At 69.2% G+C, this 23,197-nt stretch carries 24 protein-coding genes; 9 read left to right on the forward strand and 15 right to left on the reverse strand.

The window, feature by feature from the left end; genetic code table 11:
* Positions 1 to 9: 9 nt before the first annotated feature.
* The 4 genes from ABN028_RS04185 to ABN028_RS04200 form a co-directional block, all read right to left on the reverse strand.
* Positions 10 to 1,221: a 3-deoxy-7-phosphoheptulonate synthase gene (locus ABN028_RS04185; protein ID WP_349695679.1), complete on the reverse strand. Its 1,212-nt coding sequence runs from the start codon at positions 1,219 to 1,221 to the stop codon at positions 10 to 12.
* Positions 1,222 to 1,456: 235 nt separating this feature from the next.
* On the reverse strand, positions 1,457 to 1,900 hold the full coding sequence (locus ABN028_RS04190) for a GNAT family N-acetyltransferase (protein WP_349695680.1): 444 nt from the start codon (positions 1,898 to 1,900) through the stop codon (positions 1,457 to 1,459).
* Between the two features lie 26 nt (positions 1,901 to 1,926).
* The gene (locus ABN028_RS04195) at positions 1,927 to 2,757 is read right to left on the reverse strand and encodes an HIT family protein (protein ID WP_349695681.1); all 831 of its coding nucleotides are present in this window, start codon (positions 2,755 to 2,757) and stop codon (positions 1,927 to 1,929) included.
* A 38-nt stretch (positions 2,758 to 2,795) separates the two neighbouring features.
* The gene (locus tag ABN028_RS04200; protein ID WP_349327805.1) at positions 2,796 to 3,194 is read right to left on the reverse strand and encodes a VOC family protein; all 399 of its coding nucleotides are present in this window, start codon (positions 3,192 to 3,194) and stop codon (positions 2,796 to 2,798) included.
* Between the two features lie 164 nt (positions 3,195 to 3,358).
* Here ABN028_RS04200 and ABN028_RS04205 point away from each other — a divergent pair, with 164 nt between their 5' ends.
* Entirely contained in the window at positions 3,359 to 3,940 is a 582-nt protein-coding gene (locus ABN028_RS04205; protein WP_349327806.1) for a YdcF family protein, read from the forward strand.
* 210 nt (positions 3,941 to 4,150) lie between these two features.
* Here ABN028_RS04205 and ABN028_RS04210 read toward each other — a convergent pair whose 3' ends face one another.
* Entirely contained in the window at positions 4,151 to 4,510 is a 360-nt protein-coding gene (locus ABN028_RS04210; protein WP_349695682.1) for a GNAT family N-acetyltransferase, read from the reverse strand.
* Positions 4,511 to 5,105: 595 nt separating this feature from the next.
* On the opposite strand from ABN028_RS04210, the gene ABN028_RS04215 reads away from it, so the two are divergent.
* Entirely contained in the window at positions 5,106 to 5,429 is a 324-nt protein-coding gene (locus ABN028_RS04215; RefSeq protein ID WP_179788383.1) for a YciI family protein, read from the forward strand.
* A gap of 58 nt (positions 5,430 to 5,487) precedes the next feature.
* Complete coding sequence (locus tag ABN028_RS04220; RefSeq protein ID WP_349695683.1) at positions 5,488 to 5,736, forward strand: hypothetical protein; 249 nt, start codon at positions 5,488 to 5,490, stop codon at positions 5,734 to 5,736.
* Here ABN028_RS04220 and ABN028_RS04225 read toward each other — a convergent pair.
* From ABN028_RS04225 to glnA, 7 genes are all read right to left on the reverse strand, one after another.
* Positions 5,711 to 6,070 carry an MmcQ/YjbR family DNA-binding protein gene (locus tag ABN028_RS04225; protein WP_349327809.1) on the reverse strand — a complete coding sequence of 120 codons (360 nt, stop codon included), beginning with the start codon at positions 6,068 to 6,070 and terminating at the stop codon, positions 5,711 to 5,713. The two genes, ABN028_RS04220 and ABN028_RS04225, sit on opposite strands and share 26 nt — an antisense overlap.
* 284 nt (positions 6,071 to 6,354) lie before the next feature.
* Entirely contained in the window at positions 6,355 to 7,860 is a 1,506-nt protein-coding gene (locus ABN028_RS04230; protein WP_349695684.1) for an alpha/beta hydrolase family protein, read from the reverse strand.
* 169 nt (positions 7,861 to 8,029) lie between these two features.
* On the reverse strand, positions 8,030 to 9,496 hold the full coding sequence (locus ABN028_RS04235; protein WP_349695685.1) for an ABC transporter permease: 1,467 nt from the start codon (positions 9,494 to 9,496) through the stop codon (positions 8,030 to 8,032).
* Positions 9,493 to 10,302 (reverse strand): ABC transporter ATP-binding protein, encoded by an 810-nt coding sequence (locus ABN028_RS04240; protein ID WP_349695686.1) that lies wholly within the window; start codon positions 10,300 to 10,302, stop codon positions 9,493 to 9,495. The genes ABN028_RS04235 and ABN028_RS04240 overlap by 4 nt, the downstream gene beginning before the upstream one ends.
* A gap of 110 nt (positions 10,303 to 10,412) precedes the next feature.
* Positions 10,413 to 11,066 carry a response regulator gene (locus ABN028_RS04245; RefSeq protein WP_349695687.1) on the reverse strand — a complete coding sequence of 218 codons (654 nt, stop codon included), beginning with the start codon at positions 11,064 to 11,066 and terminating at the stop codon, positions 10,413 to 10,415.
* Positions 11,063 to 12,253, reverse strand: coding sequence for a sensor histidine kinase (locus tag ABN028_RS04250; RefSeq protein ID WP_349695688.1), 1,191 nt, complete (start codon positions 12,251 to 12,253; stop codon positions 11,063 to 11,065). Before ABN028_RS04250 ends, ABN028_RS04245 begins: the two co-directional genes overlap by 4 nt.
* Before the next feature lie 291 nt (positions 12,254 to 12,544).
* The gene (glnA, locus tag ABN028_RS04255; RefSeq protein ID WP_349327815.1) at positions 12,545 to 13,969 is read right to left on the reverse strand and encodes a type I glutamate--ammonia ligase; all 1,425 of its coding nucleotides are present in this window, start codon (positions 13,967 to 13,969) and stop codon (positions 12,545 to 12,547) included.
* Between the two features lie 156 nt (positions 13,970 to 14,125).
* Between glnA and ABN028_RS04260 the strand changes: the two genes are divergently transcribed.
* Positions 14,126 to 14,560, forward strand: a complete 435-nt coding sequence (locus tag ABN028_RS04260; RefSeq protein WP_349327816.1) for an RDD family protein — start codon at positions 14,126 to 14,128, stop codon at positions 14,558 to 14,560.
* Between the two features lie 64 nt (positions 14,561 to 14,624).
* On the opposite strand, the gene ABN028_RS04265 is transcribed toward ABN028_RS04260, so the two are convergent.
* Positions 14,625 to 15,323, reverse strand: coding sequence for a DUF4191 domain-containing protein (locus ABN028_RS04265; protein WP_349695689.1), 699 nt, complete (start codon positions 15,321 to 15,323; stop codon positions 14,625 to 14,627).
* A 27-nt stretch (positions 15,324 to 15,350) separates the two neighbouring features.
* Entirely contained in the window at positions 15,351 to 16,319 is a 969-nt protein-coding gene (gene lipA / locus ABN028_RS04270; protein ID WP_349695690.1) for a lipoyl synthase, read from the reverse strand.
* A gap of 103 nt (positions 16,320 to 16,422) precedes the next feature.
* Between lipA and ABN028_RS04275 the strand changes: the two genes are divergently transcribed.
* Together ABN028_RS04275 and ABN028_RS04280 are read left to right on the forward strand one after the other, a co-directional pair.
* Positions 16,423 to 17,013 (forward strand): DUF84 family protein, encoded by a 591-nt coding sequence (locus tag ABN028_RS04275; RefSeq protein ID WP_502877575.1) that lies wholly within the window; start codon positions 16,423 to 16,425, stop codon positions 17,011 to 17,013.
* 47 nt (positions 17,014 to 17,060) lie between these two features.
* Positions 17,061 to 17,492 (forward strand): nitroreductase family deazaflavin-dependent oxidoreductase, encoded by a 432-nt coding sequence (locus ABN028_RS04280; protein ID WP_349327820.1) that lies wholly within the window; start codon positions 17,061 to 17,063, stop codon positions 17,490 to 17,492.
* Here the strand turns inward: ABN028_RS04280 and lipB are convergent.
* Positions 17,455 to 18,144, reverse strand: coding sequence for a lipoyl(octanoyl) transferase LipB (gene lipB / locus ABN028_RS04285; RefSeq protein WP_349327821.1), 690 nt, complete (start codon positions 18,142 to 18,144; stop codon positions 17,455 to 17,457). The genes ABN028_RS04280 and lipB overlap by 38 nt on opposite strands.
* Before the next feature lie 212 nt (positions 18,145 to 18,356).
* Between lipB and ABN028_RS04290 the strand changes: the two genes are divergently transcribed.
* The 3 genes from ABN028_RS04290 to ABN028_RS04300 form a co-directional block, all read left to right on the forward strand.
* Positions 18,357 to 20,288: a serine/threonine protein kinase gene (locus ABN028_RS04290; protein ID WP_349695691.1), complete on the forward strand. Its 1,932-nt coding sequence runs from the start codon at positions 18,357 to 18,359 to the stop codon at positions 20,286 to 20,288.
* 97 nt (positions 20,289 to 20,385) lie between these two features.
* On the forward strand, positions 20,386 to 22,047 hold the full coding sequence (locus ABN028_RS04295) for a serine/threonine protein kinase (protein ID WP_349327823.1): 1,662 nt from the start codon (positions 20,386 to 20,388) through the stop codon (positions 22,045 to 22,047).
* A gap of 93 nt (positions 22,048 to 22,140) precedes the next feature.
* On the forward strand, positions 22,141 to 23,197 hold a 1,057-nt coding region (locus ABN028_RS04300), incomplete at its 3' end, for a serine/threonine-protein kinase (RefSeq protein ID WP_349695692.1).

The raw sequence follows: 23,197 nt of genomic DNA on the forward strand, positions 1-23,197 counted from the left end.
TGGCGGAGGTCAGCTTCCTTCAGCTCGCCTCTTTCGTACCGACGATGCGAGTTCACGAAGCACGCCCTCGGTCATCTGCCAGCTCATGCACGCATCGGTGATGCTCTTGCCGTAGGTCAGCTGGTCGGCGTCGCCTTCGAGAAGGTCCTGCCGGCCTGGTTCGAGGAAGCTCTCCAGCATCATCCCGACGATGCCGTGCTGACCGGTGGCCACCTGGTCCGCGACCGCCTTGGCGACGACCGGCTGGCGCAGGTGGTCCTTGCCACTGTTGCCGTGGCTCGCGTCGATGACCAGGCGTTCGGGAAGGCCCGCCTTCTCCAGCCGGAGCAGCGCATCGGCCACGTTCGCCGCGTCGTAGTTGGGGCCGGTCTGGCCGCCGCGCAGGATCACGTGACAGTCCGGATTCCCATGTGTGGTGAGAATGGCCGCGACGCCGTCGTCGGTGACTCCGGTGAAGACATGGCTGACTCCCGCGGCTCCCGCCGCGTCAACCGCGCCTTGCACGTCGCCGCCGGTGGAGTTCTTGAAGCCCACCGGCATGGAGAGCCCGCTCGCGAGGTGGCGGTGGACCTGGCTCTCTGACGTCCTGGCACCGATGGCGCCCCAGCTCACCGTGTCGGCGATGTACTGCGGGATGATCGGGTCGAGGAACTCGCACCCCGCCGGCAGACCGAGCGACAACACGTCGAGAAGCACCTTGCGGGCCGTACGCAAGCCCTTGTTGACGTTGTAGCTTCCGTCGAGGTCCGGGTCGTTGATGAGGCCCTTCCAGCCCAGGGTCGTCCGCGGCTTCTCGAAGTAGACCCGCATCACGACGCAGAGGTCGTCGGCGAGTTCGGTGGTGAGGGCCGCGAGGCGTCGCGCGTAGTCGAGTGCGGCCGCGGGGTCATGGACCGAGCAGGGGCCTACGACGACGAGCAGCCGGTCGTCGTCACCGGACAGGATCCGGGTGACCTCCCGGCGACCACGGACGACCACGGCCGAGCCGGCCCGGTCCAGTGGAAGTTCGTCGCGGAGCAGGGCGGGGGAGAGGAGCGGCCTGGACTGGCTGATTCGAAGATCGCGCACCGCCTCGCCGGCCGCGGTTTCGGCGGGATTGGCCGGACTGGCTGGAGTGGGCCTGGCCGGATTGGCTGGAGCCGGGCTCGCCGGATTGGCCGGATTGGCCGGATCGGTCAGATCGGCTGCGGAGCGTGGGGCGGGATCGGATGTCGACGACACGGGAAGGGCGTCCTTTCGGCTGGGGGCCGTCCCCGTCTGGGCGTTGGGGCCGGCTCGCCTGGTGGGCAACAAAAAGAGGCAGGGCCCTCGCGGACCGCTGCCTCTGCCGGCTCTGGATGGTTGAAGATCAGCGCATGGCGTCGCTGCCGCGCCCATCCAGGGCCGGCTCGCTAAACCAATAGCTCCATCGCACGGCAGTGACCCTACCCTGCCGAGCGCGGACCGGGCAACGCGGTCAGTCTGGGAGGGACGCGACGCGGCGGTCGGGGCGCTCGAGATACCTCTGGTCAGGAGGGCTGAAGCCGAACTGGGCATAGAGGCCGTGGGCGTCGTCGGTGTGCAGCGCCCATCGGAAGTGTGCACCCGGGCCACGGTCGATCATGGTCCGCACGAGTTCCTTGCCGAGGCCGTCGCCGCGTACCTCGGGCAGGACGTAGACGTCAGCCAGGTAGGCGAACGCCACGCCGTCGGAGATCGCCCGTGCGAAACCGACCATTCGGGCGTTCGTCGGCGTATAGGCACCGACCACCCGCCAGGCGGAAGCGAGTTGGCGTTCGACGTCCTCGCGGGTACGCCACCGGCCCCAGTAGGCGTCGGTGGACAGGAACGCCCACAAACCCTCGACATCGATCCGCGCAGGACTGTCGTCGAGTTCGTACGAGCCGTGCGAGATGACCATGAGCGCCGAATCTAGCGACCGAGCCCTCACCCGGTGAGCGTCCCCCGTGCGCCGATCCGGCGAGCGAGCACCTCGAACGGGTTCTGCGGTTCGTCGACAGCCCGACCGAAGACGTGGACGTGCACGTGCGGGGTTTCCTGGCCGGCACGGGTTCCATCATTGAGGAAACAGCTCAGTCCGGTTGACCCGTGCCGGTGGGAGAAGTCGGCGCGTACCTCTCGGAGCCTTTCTGCGTACGACATGATCTCCTGCGGATGAAGTGCTGCCGGACTCACGACGTGGCGGAGCGGCATCACCAGCACACTTGCCGCCACCAGCGGAGCACGAGGCCTGAGGACACGAACACCATCGGCCCGCCAGAGTTCCTGCTCTCGTTCGACGGCTGGGACGCAGCCGTCGCAGGTCGCGGGGTCGACCTCGGGACCGGGCGGGGGCATCGGTTCTGCCGTCGCGAACGCAGGGCTCAGTCGTCGGTCCAGATCCTCCTGCTCTGCAGGCGACATCGGTGCAGGACGTTTGTGCGAAGGCAGTGCCATCACCCGGACAGGCTTGACGCGCTCAAGCCGGTTGCGGCCGAAGACGTGGATCGTGGGTTGGTCCGACTCCGGGACCGGCTCTCCGATGCCGCTCCCGTACGGGACCCACGACCAGGCGAAACTCAACCCGAACCCGTCGCACCCGAGGACAGCATGGAGACCAGCCTGCGCAGCCCGATAGACATGAGCGAGATCGGCGGCGACGTCCGGCGTCGGTTGGTCGTTCGGACTGCCGCTCCGGAGGCGCAACGCCACATGTGCCTCGGTGAGGGGGTACGCCGGTCGTACGATCTGCCAGCGTTCGGAATCCAGTAACACCACTTCTCGTCGATCGCTCGCGTATGTACGCGTAGCCATCCTCACCCGACCGCAAGGGGGGTGGACACCCACCAGAGAACGCCGAACGGGTCGAAAAGTCCTGCTTCCCGTACTCCATAGGCCCGGTCGCCAGGTGCCGACTTCAGCGTCGCGCCCGCCGCCAACGCCTGCTCGACGGTGGCATCGACATCGGGAACGTAGAGCGACAGGCAGATGTTCGGGTGATCGTCGGCCACCGTACTGGTCTTGCTGTCTGGACCCAGGATCAGTCGCGACCCGTCGATGTCGAGCTCCGCATGGAGAACCGCGCCGCGATCGTCGGTGTAGGTCGAGGCCACGGTCGCGCCGAATGCGGCCTGGTAGAACTCGATCGCCACCGGTACGTCAGGCATCGCCAGGCCGGGCGCCAGCGCGCCACGACCGTCGGGGATGTAGCTCATTCGACTTCCTCCATGGCTCGGGCGGGGCCCGTGGCCACCCATCCTGGCCAAGGCTCAACTTCCGCGCAACAGATGTGCCGCGAGGCCGGGCTCGCCGCCGGGCTGGGTGCTCGAGATACTCGCGGCATGGTTGTCGCTCTTCGGCGGCCATTCTGGGAGGACATGTGATCGTTCTGCTCTCGGTCATTGGCGTCGCGGGTGTCGCGATCTTGTGGGCGGAGGTGGTGCACTGGCGGGCGTCTCGCAGTCTGACGGGTCCCGGTCGGGCTGGAGCGGAGGCGATCGTCGTGCTGGGGTACCGCAATCCGAGTAGCGAGAACGCGAATGCGCTGAACCGCTGGCGGGTGCGTGCGGGTCTGCGTTCGATCGATCCTCATGCCTCATCGTCTCGACTCGTGTTCTGCGGCGGACCTCACGAGGCGGCGGTGATGGCTCGTTACGCAACCGAGCAGTGCGGATTCACCGGTGATGTCGTCGTCGAGGAACGGTCGCGTACGACGTGGCAGAACGTCGAGAACGTCATTCCCCTCATCGGCGACGTCGACCGCATCAAGTTCGTTTCCCATCCGCTCCACGCGCAGAAGGCGCGACTCTATCTTCAGCGCCAGCGGCCGGACCTCGCATCCCGGATGGTTCGGTCAGCGGATTACCGGTTCGGGGAGTGGGCACCGCTCAAGCCGCTGTTCGCTGCGTACGGCCTCGTGGACCTGGCGAAGACGAAGAAGAACCTCGCGGCGTCGGCATAACTGATGGCGAGTCCACCGCCAGGGCGTGGGCTGCGGAGTGGGTGAGATACCTGGAAAGCCGGCCGGACTGCACACGTGGGCGCCGTTCTACGAACGACTTGGCTATCGAGGCGAGACCTGGCCTCAGGACAGATCGATCCACCAGTGGTGACAGTGCAGCGTGCGCCCCGCGAAATCGAGGTCGCACGCTCCGAGGTTCGCGAACCCGTTCTACTCACACACCTTGGTGGACGCTGCATTCTTCACTGCAGGGAAGGCATGGATCCGGCCGAACTTCCGCTCTCGCCGCGCCTTCTCGAGTACGGAACGCACGGCCTGACTGGCAATTCCTCGATTCTGGAACTCGGGAAGGACCATCCACCCGATCTCGACGATCTCCTCGCCCTCATGCGAGGACTCAAAGACCCCGACCCAGCCGACAGCCGAGGACGAACCGTCCAGCATCACTTTGAGCGGCCAGCACCGTCCCTCGGCGGCCATTGCGAGGGACTTCGTGTGCGCGCGCTCGATGGCCTCTGGCGGGCGTGGACCACCCAGCTCGGCCATCATCACCGGGTCGGTTTCGGTCACCAACCGGAGCCGTCCGGTCCTAAGGGGTGCCGTTGTGCAGTGCGGCGAGCTGGTCGTCGTACCAGGAGATCCACTCTGAGGATCTTGTTTCCTCCTCCAGACCATCGAGCCCGGCGCTTGAGGAGGTGGAGCGCTGTCGCCGCGACACTGTCGTGCTGTCGGATCGATGACGACCGGCGTCCCGGAAACTCTTCAAAGAAGTCCGGTATAGGGGTGTCGGATCGGGGCGGTGGTGTTCGTAGCAGGGTGAGGCCGCCCACAGGGGCGGCGCGCCAAGGCAAAGGGAACGGCGATCATGAAGCTGACGACCATGACTCAGGTCGCCATCGACGGAGTGATGCAGGGAAACGGCGCCGCGTCGGACCAGATGCGCGCACATCCCATCGGCGTGGCCTTGAACGAGGCCCCCCAAGTACGTTGCCTCGACCGCGCTCACCGCCCCGCGTTGGGAGGGCACGACCGTTCTCCGCGATGACCTCGCGGCGGGCGTGACGATCCAGGTCTACCGACCGGCCGGGCGCTCGCGGTATGCAACGGCCTGAAGTCCCTGACCATCGAACCACGCTGTATTGACACCACAGGAGATGATCTTCAGATGCAGTACCTGGTTTCCGTGATCGATGACAAGAGCAATCCCGGCAGCACGGACAGGCAGCCTGCAATCAGCGCGTTCAACGAACGACTGATCGCCGAGGGCTACTGGGTTTTCGCAGGCGGACTCGCCGACACCGACGCGGCCACGGTCATCGACAACCGGGGCGAGCAGGCGGTGTTCAGCGACGGGCCTTTTGTGGAGTCGAAGGAGTACCTCGCCGGCGTCTGGGTGTGGGAGGCCCCCGATCTGGATGTGGCGCTCGAGCTCGCCACCGAGGCGTCGAAGGTCTGCGATCGGAAGATCGAGGTGCGGCCGTTCCTGTGAACACCCCACGAAATCGCTCCGCTTCGCTCCACGATTTCGCGGGGACCCAGGAATGAGCGTGAGCGACGTCGAGGAGGCGATCACCCAGGCCCACCACGAGGAGTGGGCGCGGGTGGTCGCCGCCCTGACCCGACGTTCCGGTGACCTCGACATCGCCTCGGCGCGGTGCCCAGGTCTGTCGCCGCTGGGCTACTGCTCGCCCCCGCCCCGCTCAAGCGAGTCCTCGGGGGTGTTCTTATCGGCGTGGCGAACAACCGCGCCCGCCCACACGGAGTGCGGGCTCAGCCCGGGCCGTTGGGATGGGTGAGGTCGTAGGCGCGGGAGAGCTTGTGGGGGACGACCATGCGCCAAGCGTCGAGGACCAGCTCGCGGGCCTCGGTCGGGTCCAGTGCCGCCAGCTCAGCGTGGACCCAGTTGAAGCGCATGTCCGACGCCGATGGCATCTGGAACTTGTGCGGCTCGCTCGCGACGAGGGCGGCCCGCTCCTCCTTGGGGTACGCGAAGCCCATCACGCTCTCGTCGAGGGAGAACGCCACATAGACGATCTGCCCGACGCGGAACTTCAACCTGCTGCGTACGTACACCTGGTAAGAGCGCTCCAACCCGGCGCCCAGCGCCCGAACGTCTTCGATCACCGCCATGCTCGGAACCCCTTGATCATGGGGCGGGGCGGGCCGCCGGTCCGCACGCCGTCCAGTAACCACATTTACCTCAGCAAGACCAAGATGCCCGCCCAGACGCGGGCACCTTCAGATGAGCCAACGACTCACCGCACGCGGGCATCTTGACATGAGGCATCAGGCCTCGCACCCGGACAGGAGGCTGGCAGAGTCGCTGGCCAGCTATCAGAAGCACCCCGACGACAGCGAGCGAGACAACGAGGATGCGGCGACGACGAGCCCGGCTCGCTCCCGTGGTGCCACCGTTACTCATCGGCGTCGTAGACGGTCAGCTCGCCGTGCTCGGCGAAGCCATGCTCGGAGAAGAGGCCGGGAAGGTCCGTCGGTTGGTCGCGAAGCTCGGCGTCGAGGAAGCCGATCGTCACCTCGGTCATGATGCGGTTGCCTTCGGTGCGCCCGAGGGAGCCGACCAGCGACGGTACCGGCGGCATCCACAGGGGCGCGTCGGTGAAGGTCGGGTGGGTGGTGCCGGGGATGGTGAGCAGGTAGCTGGTCGTCGTGCTGCGCTCGAGCGCCCGCCCCAGCTCGGGGAGATAGGTGGGATTGTCGTCCAGTCCGAGCTGGTTGGTCAGCGCCAGCACTGGTTGGTCATAGGGCCCGGGATTGCCGTCGTACGGACGGCCGTCGAGGGCGATCACCGCGGAGAAGCGCTCGTCGGTGCGGGCAGCTTGGAAAGCGCCGCCCACGCCGGCTGACATGCCGACGACCGCGGCCCGGTCGGTGTCCAGCCGACCGGCGAGGATGCTCTCCACGTCGCCGCTGTCGAGGCGGCCGAGGTGGGTGAGGGCCGAACTGAGATCGCGGGCCTTCACCGCCGCCAACTCCTCGCTCAACCGGCGGGCTTCGGCGTCGGAGCTGAAAGACTGCTCCGCCCAGCGAACCGTCCGGCCGCCGGCGAACATGACCGCGGCCGAGACGTAGGGGTGGTCGAGCGCGGCGACCACGTAGCCGTGGCTGGCCAACTCCTCGGCCCAGGCGGTGTTCGTGAAACGTCCCATGCCCCCGCCCGGTGCGAACAGCACCACCGGCAACCGTCTGTTGCCGGAGGCGACCGGCGCGTCGGGCACCGAGTTGGTGCGGGCCATCACCTGGCCGTCGAAGACGAACCGGGGGATCCCGAGAAAGGCTCCGACGCCCTCGGCGACGGCGTTCGCCTCGGCCTCCGAGCGGCCCAGGTAGGGCGCTCGCTCCACCTCGTCCGGGCTCGCCTCGGCCGGGTACCAGATCTGGGCCTGCAGCGCGCGCACATCGTCGGCATCGGTCGTCCACGTCTCGGGCCGATCGGGATCGGTCCATTCGACGACGGCGGTGCCGACCGCGTACCTGCCGGTCGGCGTGGGGAAGTCCGGGATGGGGAAGGCGATCGCCGCGCCCACGCCGGCGACGATCGCCAGGACGCAGGCCGCCGAACCCGGTCCGGCCAGCCACCAGCGGACCCGCCGACCGCCGGGCTTCCCCCTCATGGTCCGGGCCGTGAACGGCAGCACGACCACGACCGCCACCAGCACCGGGACCATCTGCCAGCGAAGGCCGACTACCGCGAGCACTACCGCCGACGCCGACGACACCGCTGCGGCGCCGGTCGCGACTCGGCGCCGGAATCGAGGCGGCAGCCAGCGGGCCAACACCAGCGCGAGTGCGCCCACGACCAGGACTGCTTCGATCGGCGTCATGCCGATTCCGCTGATCATCTCGTTGGCAGAGGCGAGGGGAAGGAAGGCCGGGTCAGTACTCCTGTTCGATCCTGGCATGACGGCTCCAGAGCGGGCAGCCTCGAGTGCCGCCCGGGTAGCGGTTCGTGGTGGAAGCCCAGCGCCTGGGCGACCATGGGTAATGGGCTTACGGGAAGTGCTGACACTGCGCGGCGGTCCGTCCGGCCAGGTGGGATGTCGAGGTGGCCGATGACGTGGTGCTGGTGTTCTATTCGGCGAGCGCCTGGACCGGTGTGACGCGGGTGGCGAGTCGGGTCGGTACGACGGCGGCGATGAGGGTCAGGACTGCGGTCGCCGCGATGATGGTGACCGTCGGCCAGAGTGGTAGGGCTGGGGCGACGAGGCTGCTGGTGAACGGCTGGTCCGGGTCGACCCGGATGAATCCGAGGAGCGATTGCGCCCCGGCCCATCCGTACGCGATGCCGAGGAGGAGGCCCGTGCCGAGCGCGGCGATGGTGATGTGCGCGGCTTCGAGGAGAACGACGCGTCGTACCTGGCCGCCCGAGAGGCCGAGTGCGCGCAGCAGGCCGAGCTCGCGCCGGCGTTGGATGACGCCGAGGGTGAGGAGATTGACGAGTCCGACGCCGGCGATGACGGCCGACACGGCGACCAGGGCCATCATGATGGCCGCGAACGTGTCGAGCGGCGCCGCGAGCGCGGGTGACAGCTCGCCGCCCGCGGCCGCCGCCAGCACGCCTTTGGCCGAGTCGGTCGCGACAGCGAACATGGTTACGAGCGTGACGCCCATGACGACGCCGATCGCCATGCGGCTCGACCGTTCGGGGTAGCGCAGCGCGTTTTCGGCGGCCAGGCGTGCCGTTGCCGATCTGCCGAACGCGCGGCCGACGAGTCGCAGCACGGGGGGCATGACGAGCGTCGCGCAGAGTGAGAGTCCGGTGAATGACAGGATGCCGCCGAAGAATGCCACCACGACGCCCAGTGGCGTGAAGAGTCCGGTGAGGATTCCCACCGCGAGCAGCACGCCGCCGGTCACGAACAGCGCGATCGCCGCCGCGTTGCGGCCCTTGCGGCGTACGAGGTCGCCGTGGGAGCGTTCGACCGATCCGCCGAGCGCCTCCAGTGGTGTCACGGTGAGTACGCGGCGCGAACCCGCCCAGGCCGCAGTCCATGTCGTGAGCGTCACGACTGCGGCAGGGAACAGGAGGGCGGCCTGGACGACCGAGTACTGGACACCCTCCAGCTTCAGCAGCTCGGTGCCGAGAGCGACGCCTACCGCCGCGAGCGCCGTGCCGCCGACGAGTCCGGCGAACGCACCGATCGCTCCGACGACGAGACCCTGGCGAGCGACTGCTGCGCGCTGGGCCCGCGCCGATGCCCCGATCAAACGGAGGAGCGCGATGCTCCGGGTGCGACCCGCAACGATCGTCGAGAACGTGTTGGCCGTCACGATCGCCGCGACGTAGACGGCGACACCCAGCAGGATCAGCGTCAGAAAGCTCTGTACGAAGGCGAGCGTCCCGCTGTCGCCGATGTAGGGGTCCGCCTTCAGCATGGCGGCGATGAACCCTGTCGCCGAGATGAGCAGGACGCCGAACGCGCTCGAGATCGCCGCGACGAGGATCGACGCGCCCATGCCGCGCTCGCGCAGCCACGGGAGCGGCGCGGCGACCCGCCGCCGCGACGAGGTGTGGACGCCGGCCGTCGCGGCGCTCATGCCGATACCCCCTCGGTCGCGCCGGCGGCGGGCGCGGCGACGGAGGCCGTGCCGAGCTCGGTCGCAAGCATGAACGCCGAAAGCTCCTCGGCGGTCTGGCGAGGCTTGTCGGCGACGATGCGGCCGTCGCCGAGGAACAGCACGCGGTCGGCGTGCGAGGCGGCCACCGCGTCGTGTGTCACCATCGCGATCGACTGGCCGTGCTCGCGGCACGCGGCCCGCAGCAGCGCGAGCACCTCGCGGCCCGAGCGCGAGTCGAGGTTGCCGGTCGGCTCGTCGGCGAAGACAAGGTCGGGTGCCGTCGCGAGGGCGCGGGCAATCGCGACGCGCTGCTGCTGTCCTCCGGAGAGCTCGTGCGGACGATGGTGCAGCCGCTCGTGCAGGCCGAGAGTCTTGACGAGACCGTCGATGCGCGCTTTCTCGAGCGCCGTGGTCCGGCGGCCGTCGAGGTCGAACGGCAGCAGGATGTTGGCCCGCGCGTCGAGCGTCGGGACGAGGTTGAACGTCTGGAAGACGAACCCGACCCGGCGACGACGCAGGATCGTCAGGTCGAGATCGGACAGGTCCGTGATCTCGGTGTCGCCGATCCACGCGCGCCCACGAGTCGGGGCGTCCAGTCCGGCCATGACGTGCATGAGGGTCGACTTGCCCGATCCGGACGGTCCCATGACGGCGGTGAACTCGCCGCGGCGGATGCCGACGCTGACGTCGTCGAGCGCGCGCACCTCGCTCTCGCCGGAGCCGTAGATCTTCGTGAGATGCCGTACCCGGGACGCGAGGCCGAAGCCGGTCGATGTCAGTTCCATGCCTTCGACGCTATGGGCCGTCCGGCACCCGGCGCGTCTGCCGGCAGAGGTACTCGCGTACATCCTCAGGATGATTCGCCTGCCACGTGAGTGCGTTCTGCGCCACCGGGCTAGGCAAGTCCGTGCTCGAACGCGAAGACGACGAGCTGCACGCGGTCGCGCAGGCCGAGCTTGGTGAGGATGCGGCTGATGTGCGTCTTGACGGTCGCCTCGGACAGGAACTCGCGCGCCGCGATCTCGGCGTTGGACAGGCCGCGGGCGGCGAGCGCGAAGATCTCGCGCTCCCGGTTGGTGAGCCCCCCGTACTCGCGCGGGACGGGCCGCGGTGCGGCATCCGCGAAGTGCGCGAACAGCTCACGGGTGGCCGATGCCGCGATGACGGCCGATCCGGCGTGCACCGTACGGATCGCCGCGAGCAGGAATTCGGGGTCGGCGTCTTTCAGCAGAAACCCGCTCGCACCTTGCCGAATCGCCCGAGCCGCGGCCTCGTCGAGGTCGAACGTCGTGAGCATGACGATGCGGGCCGGAACGGGTTCGCGCAGGAGCTCGGCTGTCGCGGCGACGCCGTCGAGCACAGGCATCCGGATGTCCATCAGAACGACGTCGGGCTTCGCGGCGTGCACGACATCGATCGCCTCGCGGCCGTTGGACGCCTCGCCGACGACCTCGAGGTCGGACTGCGAGTCGACGAGCATCCGGGTCCCGGCGCGGAACAGCGCCTGATCGTCGACGAGCACCACCCTGATCGCGCTGATCGCGTTCACGACCCGCCTCCGATCGGGAGGGTCGCCCGCACGACGAAGGCGCCGTCCTGTGTGATGGCGTCCAGCCGCCCTCCGACGAGCTGCGCGCGCTCCCGCATGCCAATGACGCCGTGCCCGCGCGTCCGGTCACCGGCGCTGCGGTTCTCCAGCTCCTGCGGCTGAGTGGCCGTCGTACCGGGTCGCAGGGCGTTGTGGACCTCGAAGTCGACGTGACTGGCGTGCCAGGCGAGCCGCACATCGACCGGTCCTGCACCGCCGTGCTGCAGCGCGTTGGTGAGCGCCTCCTGCAGGATGCGGTACACCGCGAGCTGTATCGACGCCGGCGGTCTGCGCTGCGGCGCGGGGTCGACATCGAGCCGGAGCTCGACGCCGGCCGCACGCAGCTGCGCGTACAGCTGCTCGAGGTCGGCAAGCGTCGGTTGCGGCCCCTCGGCCTGGCTGTGCCGCAGCTGGGTGAGGAGGAGCCGCACGTCGGCAAGCGCCGCGCGTGCGGTCGTCGAGATCGTGCCGAGGGCATTGCGCGCCACCGAGGCGTCGGATACTGCGGCATACCGCGCCCCATCAGCCTGGGCGACGACGACAGCGAGCGAATGCGCGACGACGTCGTGCATGTCGCGCGCGATGCGCACGCGCTCCTGCTCGGCGACGGCCTCCGCCTCGGCCCTCAGCTGCGCGACGCGGTTCTCCTGCGCACGCAGCGCGGTGCGCACCAGCGCCCCGGCCGTCCATGCCAGCAGGAGTGCGAACATCGCGGCGAACAGGGACGCCACCGCGGTCGTGATGATCGACCGCCGCTCGCCAGTGAGGATCGGTTCGCCGAACAAGTACGCCGTGATGACGCCGGCGCCCGTGATCGCTGAGGCGAAGCCGAGCCAGAACACGACCCTGGACCCGTAGGCGGCAGTCGTGTAGAGGACGGCGAAGATCGCGACGTCGGTGGGGCTCGGCGGCCGGCCGAAGCCCATCTGCACGATCGCCCCGGCCCACGCGACCGCGAGCGCGATCCCCGGCGAAAGGCGACGAAGCGCGACCGCGGCGGCCATGAGCACGACGACCATGGCCGTGCCGACCCCGTTGTACGACACAGTGCGCCCCACCACAAGCTCAGGCCACGCGACGACCACTGCGAACAGCGCCGCGACAACGAGGTCCACGACGAGCTGGTACGTCTTCAACCGGCGGAGCACACACCTCACGCTACGTGACGACGGAGGCCGAAGCATCCGTCCTGCGATGTACGCGAACTCAACCTCTACGCCTCGGTCCTGCTCGATGCAGGGGAGCGCATCAAGGCACTCGCCGAGTACCTCGGCCACGCCGATCCCGGGTGCATGCTGCGGACCTACATACATCGGATGCCACGTAGTCAGGCACGTACGCGAAGGGCCGTCGACGACGCTTTCCGGCAAGGCGGAAGCACCGACGACGGCCCTGAGACGGCCCAGATGGCCGGTTAAGCCCGCTGACCTGCGGTGTTGCTAAATGTCGAAGTAGAGCTCGAACTCGTGCGGGTGGGGACGCAGGCGCACGGGGTCGATCTCGTTGGAGCGCTTCCAGTCGACCCAGGTCTCGATCAGGTCGGGTGTGAAGACTCCACCCTCGAGCAGGTACTCGTGGTCGGCCTCGAGGGCATCGAGCACCTCCGGGAGCGAGCCGGGCACCTGCTGGACCTGCGCGTGCTCGTCCGGCGGCAGCTCGTAGAGGTCCTTGTCGATCGGCTCGGGCGGCTCGACCTTGTTGCGGATGCCGTCGACACCTGCCATCACCATCGCCGCGAACGCGAGGTACGGGTTGCACGACGGGTCGGGCACCCGGAACTCGATCCGCTTCGCCTTGGGGCTCGTACCCGTCACCGGGATCCGCACCGCGGCCGACCGGTTGCGCTGGCTGTAGACCAGGTTGACCGGCGCCTCGAAGCCCGGGACCAGGCGGTGGTAGGAGTTGACCGTCGGGTTGGTGAACGCGAGCAGGCTCGGCGCGTGCTTGAGCAGGCCACCGATGTACCACCGGCCCGTGTCGGACAGGCCGCCGTAGCCCAGCTCGTCGTAGAAGAGCGGCTGGCCGTCCTTCCACAGGCTCTGGTGGCAGTGCATGCCCGAACCGTTGTCACCGAAGAGCGGCTTCGGCATGAAGGTGGCCGTGTGGCCGGCCTTCCACGCGACGTTCTTGATGATGTACTTGAACAGCATCAGGGAGTCGGCCGCGTGGAGCAGGGAGTCGAACTTGTAGTTGATCTCCGCCTGGCCCGCCGTGCCGACCTCGTGGTGGGCGCGCTCGACCTGGATACCCGACTCGAGAAGTTGGGCGACCATCTTGTCGCGCAGGTCGGCGAAGTGGTCGTTGGGAGAGACCGGGAAGTAACCGCCCTTGTAGCGCGGCTTGTACCCCTTGTTGCCGCCATCCTGCTCGGCGCCGGTGTTCCAGGCGCCCTCGATCGAGTTGATGAAGTAGTAGCCGGCGTTCTGCTTCGTCTCGAAGCGGACGTCATCGAAGACGTAGAACTCGGCCTCCGGCCCGAAGTACGCCGTGTCGGCGAGGTTGCTGCTCTTGAGGTAGGCCTCCGCCTTGCCCGCGACGTTGCGCGGGTCCCGGCTGTAGGCCTCGCTGGTGAACGGATCGACGATCGAGAAGTTCAACGCCAGCGTCTTGCGGTCCCGGAACGGATCGACGAACGCCGTCGCCGGGTCCGGGATCAGCTTCATGTCGGACTCGTGGATCGCCTGGAAGCCTCGGATCGACGATCCGTCGAACATCAGCCCCTCCGCGAACGCGTCCGCGTCGAACGACGACGCAGGCACGTTGAAGTGCTGCATGATGCCCGGTAGGTCACAGAACCGTACGTCGATGAACTCCACGCCCTGATCACGGACGAAGGCCAGCAGGTCGTCGGCGTTTTGGAACATCCACCCTCCTCGAAGTCTTGCCACGGACGGTAGAAGTCAGCCGTTTCTCCGCCATGACGCCTATGTTGCGCCTGTGTTACGGGACCAGTGTGGCCCACCCGCAGGGTCACCGCGAGGGCAGCCTGCGAGGCCACGCCCGCCGGATAATCTTCACGGATGGCTGAGCAGTCAACCGGGCGCGGCTACGCAGGTCAACGACTGGGCCTTCCCGAGAATGGCCGCGGTTCGCTCGCCGGCTGGGGTACCCGGATCACCGCACTGATCCTCGACTGGTTCCTGGCGAATCTGGCCGCCTTCGCGCTCGTACGCGACGCCGGGATCTGGCAGGCGCCCGCCACCGGGCGGGATTTGGTGCCGCTCGCCGTGTTTGCCCTGGAGGTCTGGCTGATGACGGCATTTGTCGGGGCCAGCGTCGGTCAGCGGCTCCGTCACCTGGTCGTCGTCCGGCTGGACGGTGCACCTGTCGGGGTGGTGCGGGCGTTCGTGCGTACGGCGTTGATCCTGCTCGTCCTGCCGCCACTGATCGTCGACCGTGACGGCCGGGGCCTACACGACCGGCTGGCCGGCACGGCGCTGGTCCGGGCCCGCTGAACGATCTCGCCGCAGCCGCGCCGCGAGCGATTCGCCCGGGCTTCGTACGACCTGATGCCGCGGGTCAGCGAGGGCGGGGCGCGCCTGGTGGGAGCTTGACGTTCTTCGGCAGCGGCCCCTTGGGGATGGGCAGCTGCTGCCGGTTGGCCGACAACGCCTTGAGCCGGTGAAGCAACTCGGTGACCTCCGCCGGACGGAGGTTCCGGGGCAGCTTCATGACGTGCTTGGAGAGCCGGCGGAGCGGCACCTGGTCCTTGCCGTCGCCGACCACGACGTCGTAGATCGGCGTGTCGGGCGCCACCCGGGCGTGCTTGCGCTTCTCGTTCGCGAGCAGGTTGCCCACCCGGTTGTGAGCGCCCTCGCCGACCAGCACGATCCCGGGTCGACCGACGACGCGGTGCACGACGTCCTGGTTGCGGGTGACGGCCACGGCCGGGTCGACGGTCCAGCCCTTGCGCAACGTCGACAGGGCGTTGGCGCCGGCGCCGAGCTGGCCCTCCAGCCGGGAGTACGCGGCCTTCTCCACGCGGCGGCCGAAGATGATCATCGTGACGAGGAAGCCGAACGGGAGACCGGTGAGCCCCCACAGGATCGGGTTGCCGAGAAGGAATCCGAGCCCGGCGAAGACGGCGACCACTCCGAGGAAGATCCCCGCGAGCAGCAGCCCGATCCGAGGTTGCGCCTCCTTGGTGATGCGGTAGGCGGCACGGACCTGGGCGATCCGGCCTGGCTTGCTGTCGTCGGTGACCTCACGCTTTGCCATGGGTGGCGCCTGTGTTCCTTCCTCGGGTCATGCAGTGGTGGTGGACTGGCTCAGGGGTGTCGCGGCGGGTTCCTCGCGCGACTCGAGCGCCTGGCGGTAGAGGCGGCCGGCACGGTACGACGACCGGACGAGCGGCCCGGACATCACACCCACGAAGCCCATCGTGAGCGCCTCGTCGCGCAGCTCGACGAACTCCTCCGGGCGCACCCAGCGCTCCACCGGGTGGTGGCGTACGGATGGACGGAGGTACTGCGTGATCGTCAACAGCTCGCACCCTGCCTCGAGCAGGTCACGCATCGCGCCGCTGATCTCGGCACGTTCCTCACCCATACCCAGGATGAGGTTGGACTTCGTGACCAGGCCGTACGCGCGGGCCTGGCGCAACACGTCGAGGGACCGGGAGTAGCGGAAGCCCGGCCGGATGCTGCGGAAGATCCGTGGCACGGTCTCGATGTTGTGGGCGAACACCTCGGGCGCGGACTCGAACACCTGTGCCAGCAGGTCCGGGCGTCCGGAGAAGTCGGGCGCGAGCAGCTCGACGCCGCAGCCGGGGTTCATGGCGTGGATCTGGCGTACGGTCTCGGCGTAGATCCACACGCCCTCGTCGTCGAGATCGTCACGGCAGACGCCGGTGACCGTGGCGTAGCGCAGTCCCATCGTCTGGACGCTCTCGGCGACCCGCCGCGGCTCGTCGCGGTCGAGAGCGACCGGCTTGCCGGTGTCGATCTGGCAGAAGTCACACCGCCGGGTGCACTGGTCGCCGCCGATGAGGAACGTCGCCTCGCGGTCCTCCCAACACTCGAAGATGTTGGGACAGCCCGCCTCCTGGCAGACGGTGTGGAGCCCCTCGCGCTGGACCAGCGCCCGCATCTGGGTGTACTCCGGACCCATCTTGGCCCGGGTCTTGATCCACGACGGCTTCTTTTCGATCGGCGTCTGGCTGTTGCGCACCTCGAGGCGCAGCAGCTTGCGTCCTTCCGGAACCACGGCAGTCACGGCTCACAGCCTACGGCGCCGCGGCGGGGTCGGGCAGCGCCCGGTCCGCCGGAGGAGGCGCCGGGTTGGGCCCCGTCAGGGCCGCCGGGTTAGGTTGTCGGCTGTGTCCTTACGAATTGCCATTGCCTCGATGAACCCGGTCAAAAGGCGCGCAACGCTCGAAGCCGTACGTGTCGCCCTGGGCATCGACGACGTGCAGTGCCAGGCCGTCGAGGTGGACTCCGGCGTACCCGCCCAGCCGGTCGGTGACGAGCAGACCCTTGCCGGCGCCCGCAACCGTGCCGAGGCGGCCCGGCTGATCGCGCCCGAGGCGGACCTGTGCGTCGGGCTCGAGGGTGGTGTCATCGAGCGGGACGGCACGCTCGAGTGCCTGGCGTGGGTCGTCGTGCTCGGCACCGGGCCGACCGGCGAGCCGATCAGGGGCGAGAGCCGGACGGCCACGTTCGTCCTGCCCACGGAGATCGCCAGCCTGGTCCGCGCGGGCGTGGAGCTCGGTGCCGCCACCGACGAGGTGTTCGGCGGGACGGACACCAAGAAGAGCACCGGCACGGTCGGCCCGCTGACCGGCGGGGTGATCGACCGAGTGGCCTACTACGCCCACGCGACCGTGCTGGCCCTTGTCCCGTTCCGCAATGCCGGCTTGAGCTTCCCGGCATATCCCGGCCACCAGCCGACGTTGGAGTCCGTGGGGTAGCCAGCAGGCCGCCCGACCTGACATCAGCGTGGGAGGGGATGCCGGCAATGTCTGAACCGGAACAGAGCATCGACGACTGGAACCGGCAGGTCATCGAGGAGTTCAGGGCGAACGACGGCAAGGTCGGCGGCTACTTCGCCGGGTCGACGCTGCTGTTGTTGACCACGACGGGTGCGAAGTCCGGCCGGCGGCGTACGTCACCGCTCGCCGCGTTGCGGGACGGTGACCGGCTGCTGGTCTTCGGCTCCAACGCGGGAGGCACTCGCCACCCCGCCTGGTACCACAACGTGCTGGCCAACCCGGAGGTCACCGTCGAGTTCGGCACCGAGACCTACGCCGCGACCGCCGTCGACATCCAGGGTGAGGAACACGACGAGCTCTACGCCCGGCAGGTGAAGGTGGCTCCGGTCTTCGGTGAGTACCAGGAGAAGACGTCGCGGGTCATCCCGGTTGTCGCGTTGTACCGACGGGAGTCGTGACCGGGTCCCTCGATGCCTCGAGCATCGCCGCGAGGGCCTGCTCGGTGGGTTCGAGGATGTCGTCGACGCTGACCAGGCGGCCGAGTTCGGCTGAGAGCGAGGTCACGCCCGCGTCGGGGAGACCGCACGGCACGATCCGCCCGAAGGCGCCGAGGTCACAGTCGCAGTTGAGGGCGAACCCGTGCATCGTCACGCCCTGGGCGACCCGGAGTCCGATCGCCGCGACCTTGCGGTCGGGGCCACGACCATCGGCCGGCACCCACACCCCGCTGCGGCCATCGATCCGTGCGGTGGCGAGTCCGGCGCCGGCACACACCTCGATGAGGACGTCTTCCAGCCGGCGTACGAACGCCACGACGTCGATCGGCTCGGGCAACTTGACGATCGGATAGCCGACCAACTGCCCCGGCCCGTGCCAGGTGATCTTGCCGCCCCGGTCGACGTCGATGACGGGGGTGCCGTCGACTGGTCGTTCGGTGGGGTCGGTACGTTTTCCCGCGGTATAGACGGGCTGGTGTTCGAGCAGGAGTACCGAGTCCGGGATCTGGTCGGCGACGCGTTCGGCATGAAGCTCGCGCTGCCGGGACCACCCGGCCGCGTAGTCGACGGCATCCGCGCCGAACCCGGCCCGGATGAACCGAGGTGAGGCCATATCCTCACACCCTAGAGTGTGCGGCGACAGGGCACCGCGGGGGCCGCGCCGTGGTGTGGGGTCGCACAGTCTGGGGAGGCCCAAAGGGCCGCTGTCGGGGCATCGCTAGCATGATCCATTCGTTGCTGTCGCCGTGTGGGATGGGCGACCATGAGAAGTGACGCCCGCAGTCAGCCGTACCGTCGATCGTAGGTCTGGAAGGCTTGGAAACCGTGCGGAGCCACTTCGATGTGGATGGGTACGAGATCGAGGGTTTGCTGGGTGCCGGACCCACCGGCGAGACCTGGCTCGCCCGCGAAAGCGCCTCAGGGGCAGAGGTCGCGCTGCATCGGGTCCAGCCCCGTGACGCTGACGCGCTCGACCATGCCCGCCGCCTGGTCGAGAGACTGAACGCCCTCAACCATCCACGCGTACGCCGGATCCGCGAGCTGCTGCCGTTCGACGACGAACTCGTCTTCGTCCTCGACCACATCGAGGGCGGCAGCCTCGAACAACTGCTGCTCGTGCGCGGCACTCTTGATCCGGGCGAGCTCGTCACCATGGCGGCAACCGTTTCCAGCGCCCTCACGGCCGCGCATGAGCGTGGCCTGGTCCACGGTGACCTGCGGCCGGAGGACATCCTCTTCACGACCGACGGCACGCCACTGGTCACCGACATCGGGTTCGGGCGGATCGCCGCGCAGCCGGTCGACGAGCTGGCACGGCCCTACGCCGACCCGGCCGAACCCGAGGATGCCGACCCCACACCCGCCGGTGACGTCTACAGCCTGGCCGCGATCTGCTACGCCGCCCTGACCGGCCTGGTGCCGCGCCCCGGCGAGCCGCAGCGTCCCGTGCACCAGGTCGCCCCGGGCGTCCCGCCGGGTATCGCGCACGCGATCCAGGCCGGTCTGCAGCCGGCGTGGGACATGCGGCCGCACATGGGTCAGTTCGGCGCGCTCCTGGACGCTGCCGCCCGGCGCGCGCCGGTCCGGCTGCCGGACTCCATGTCGCGTGCCGAGTCCGCGGCGCCGGACTTCGGCCTTCCCACGCCCGACTTCGAAGGGCCGCCGGCCGATGCCGGCCCGGTCGACGCGCCCACGCAGACGCTGGCGTCGTTCGAGTCCTCCGGCGGCTACCGCCCGGCGACCGGACCGACCACCCGCGCCGGCGGGTCCCCGCCTCCGGCGGTGCCAACCGAGCAGGGGCACCGAACCGACCGCGCGACGCCGCCTTTCGCGCCACCGCCGAAGTCGGCGGGGGAGAGGCCGCCCGAGGCGCCACGATCCACGACGGGACAGCAGCCCCCGTTCGCCGGTCAGCCCCCGTTCGCCGGTCAGCAGCCGTTCAGTGGTCAGCTCCCGTTCACCGGCCAGCCGCCGTCGAGCGGGCAGCAGCAGTATTCCGGACAGCAGCAGCACTTCAGCGGCCAGCCGCCGTTCAGTGCTCAGCACGGCACAGGAGGAACGGCGGCGCAGGTGCGGCCGCCGGCGCCGCGCGTTCGGGACGGTGCCGACGACGACGGTCCTGACCAGGAGTCTTCCCACACGCGGCAGCTTGTCGTGATCGGCGCCGTCCTGATCGCCGTCATCGGAGTCATCACCACGGTCGTCCTGTGGCGGATGTCGACGGACACGACGCCGATCGCCGAGCAGACCAGCACGGCGAAACCGAAGCCGAAGCCGACACCCACACCGACACCGACACCGCCGACGGATCCGTTCTCCCTCCAGTGGTTCAAGAACTTCGAACTCTTCGACGATCGGCGTGCCAACGCCTACGCCAACCGCGATCCGGAGCTGCTGAACCAGCTGTACGCACCGGACTCGCAGGCGTACAAGGAGAATCGCAAGCTCATGGCCGAACTGGCCCAGAACGACGCCGCGAAGGTTCTGGACCTCAATCGATCGATGATCACCCTCACCACGGAGTCCCGCCAGCCGCGTGCCATCGTCTTCGAGGTCGTACGCATGCAGCAGGCCTACACCGTCGTCATGAACAACGGTCAGCGGCACAAGTGCCCCGCCGGCCCGCTGAAGAAGGTGCGGATCGAGATCGTTCCGCTCCAGGGCAGCACCGCCTGGCGGATCAGCCGCGAGTGGCAGGTCGGCGGACCCGATACTCCGGACCTGGAGATCTGCGACGGGAGCAAGCCCGCCGGGTGACCAGGGGGCCGCGGGGTGCGGCCGGCGGCCTGCGTACCACTCGCTACTGTGCAGCTTTCAGACATCCGACGGCGCGTCGGTGGGAAGGCTTGGGTGGATGCAGGGCGACTTCCGGGTCGATGGGTACGACATCGAGGGCCTGCTGGGCGCGGGCCCCGCTGGTGAGGTATGGCTCGCTCGGGACGTTGCCGCAGGCTCCCAGGTTGCTCTCAAACGCGTGCATCCACGCAACAGCGCCGCCCACGACGAGGCGCGGCGGATCGTGTCGGTGCTCGACTCCGTAGCGCACCCGCACGTGCTGCGGATCAGCGAGATGTTGCCGGTCGGCGACGCGCTCGTCTTTGTCTGCGACTACGCCGAGGGTGGGAGTCTCGGCCAGCTTCTGCTCGCCCGGACGACCCTCGACCCGGGCGAAGTGGTCACGATGGCGACCGCGATCGCGGGGGCGCTGACGGCGCTGCACGAGCGCGGGCTGGTCCACACCGACGTCACCCCCGAGAACGTACTTTTCTCCGCTGATGCGCGGCCACTGCTGGCCGATGCAGGCCTTCTCGGCCTGGTCGAGGGGGGCGCGGAGCTGGGCACCCTCGGGTACGCCGACCCTGGCCAGCGCCCTGGCGCCGAGCCCGTACCGGCTGCCGACATCTACGGGTTGGCCGCGGTCTGCTACACCGCACTCGCCGGTACGCCACCCGAACCGGGGCAGGGCCGGCGTCCACTGCACCAGGTGGCGCCCGGGGTCCCACCCGCCCTCGCCCACGTCGTGGAGGCCGGCCTCGCGGGCCAGCCCGACCAACGCCCGAACGCCGCACAGTTCGGGGCGCAGCTCGCCAGCGCCTGCCCCGCCGTTCCGGTGCGGTTCCCGGATGGTCTTGCCTCGTCCTCGGGGGCACCCTCCTTCGAGGAGCCGAGCCCGGCATCGTTCGGGCCGACGTCGGGTACTGGCGATCTTCGGGGGAGCGGTCGTTCGGCCGACCCGTGGCGGGGGATGAGCGGTACCCAGGCCTCGGACGCCGAGCCGGGCGGATCGGCGGTGGGGGATCCGCTGCGGGGCGCTGCTCCCGGGCCCGGACCGGTCGCGTCGGATCAGCCGGACGCGTTCGCCGGCCTGGCCCCGTCTGCTCCCAGGGACGCGGTCGTTGGCGACGCGGAGGACGAGGACGACGGACGTTTCCGGAAGGGGCGAGGCGTGCTGATCGCCGCACTCGTCGGCGTACCCGTCGCGCTGGCGGGTGTCGCCGCCCTCGGCGTTCTCGGCTGGCAGGCACTCGCCGGGCCAAAGCCATCTCCCACCGAGACTCCACCCACGGCCTCGTCATCGCCGTCCACGGGGTCGGCGGCGCCGTCGAGTTCGCCGCGTACGGAAGCTGAGGCGCGCTGGACGCAGGTCCTCACCGCGCTCGACGAGCGCCGAGCGGAGGCGTGGCGAAAGTTGGACCAGGACGGGCTTTCCCAGGTCTACAAACCCGGCTCCAGGGCGCTGCAGGAGGAGTTGGACACCATGCGCGTGCACGCCAGCAAGGGCGTCACAAGTGTGGAGGGCCTGAGTACGCCGATCCAGTCACTCGAGGTCGTCTCCGAGAGTCCCGACCGGGTGGTCGTCGATGCGGTGAGCCAGCTCCAGCCGTACAGCCTGGAGGTCGACGGTCAGCTCTATCCCCACGATGGCGGCGAACCCAGGCGGTTCCGGATGACTCTCGAGCCCGACGGCTCGGGCGGCTGGCTCATCGCGGGGAGCAAGGAGATCGGTCCCGCATAGCGGCTCGGACAGGTTCTCGCCGAGACAGGCACGCGGCCGACTTGTGGACAACGTTCGTCACGCCGGCCGCCGGTTCTGCCAGGCTTGGCGACCATGCGCGGTGAGTTCCGGGTACGCGGCTACGACCTCGAGACATTGTTGGGCGCCAGCGCGAGTGGCGAGATGTGGCTCGCCCGCGCGCAGGGCTCAGGCGACCGGGTGGCCCTCAAGCGGCTGCGCCTGCGCGACGCCGCCGCCCGCGAAGGCGTGGGTCAGGTCGTCTCGTTGCTCGGCCTGATCGACCACCCGCACGTCGTACGCATCCGCGAGGTGCTGCCCGACGGCGACGAGGTCGTCCTGGTTCTCGACCATGCCGACGGTGGCAGCCTCGACCATCTCCTGAGCGGTCGGGGCGGCCTCGATCCGGGTGAGGTCGTGACGACGGTCGCGCCGATCGCGGAGGCCCTCGCCGGTGCGCACCAGCACGGTCTGGTCCATGGGGACATGACACCTGAGGCGATCCTGTTCACCTCTGACGGCCGCCCGTTGCTCGCCGACCTGGGGGTCCTGAAGCTGGTCGAGGGTGGTGAGGCCCTTGGGACGCACGGCTACTCCGACCCGATGGGCACCGGAGAGGGCGGTCCCACGCCGGCCGGCGACGTCTACGGCCTGGCGGCGGTCTGCTACACCGCGCTGACGGGCGTGGCGCCTCGGCCCGGCCAGTCACGGCCCGAGCTGTCCGAAGCGGTTCCCGGCCTGCCCACCGAGCTCGTCCACGCCGTCAGTGCGGGTCTGCAGCCGCTACCGGCGCGGCGTCCTGACGCGGCTCAGTTCGCCGACCTTGTCTATGCCGCCTGCCCGGCCGCACCGGTGCGGTTCCCGATCGGACTGGTGCTGAGCGACTCGGACATCGCCGCGGCGTTGGGGGAGTCGTCCCCAGGAGCAGGTTCCGGGACCGGCACGCCGTCCAGCCAGCCGCGGCATCCGGCCGCGCCGATGCCCGGCTCTTCCTCGACGCCCGGCTCCTTCCCGACGTCGGGCGCCGTCCAGACGCCGGGAGCGGCGCCAGACATGGGCCCCGCGCCGGACGGTCCGCCGGCTCGTGACCCCTTCGCCGCTGCCGGGTTTCCCGCACCCGGACCCGCGATGGCGCCAGAGGCCGCGGCCGCGG

Source organism: Actinopolymorpha sp. B17G11 (assembly GCF_040196095.1).
Lineage (GTDB): Bacteria > Actinomycetota > Actinomycetes > Propionibacteriales > Actinopolymorphaceae > Thermasporomyces.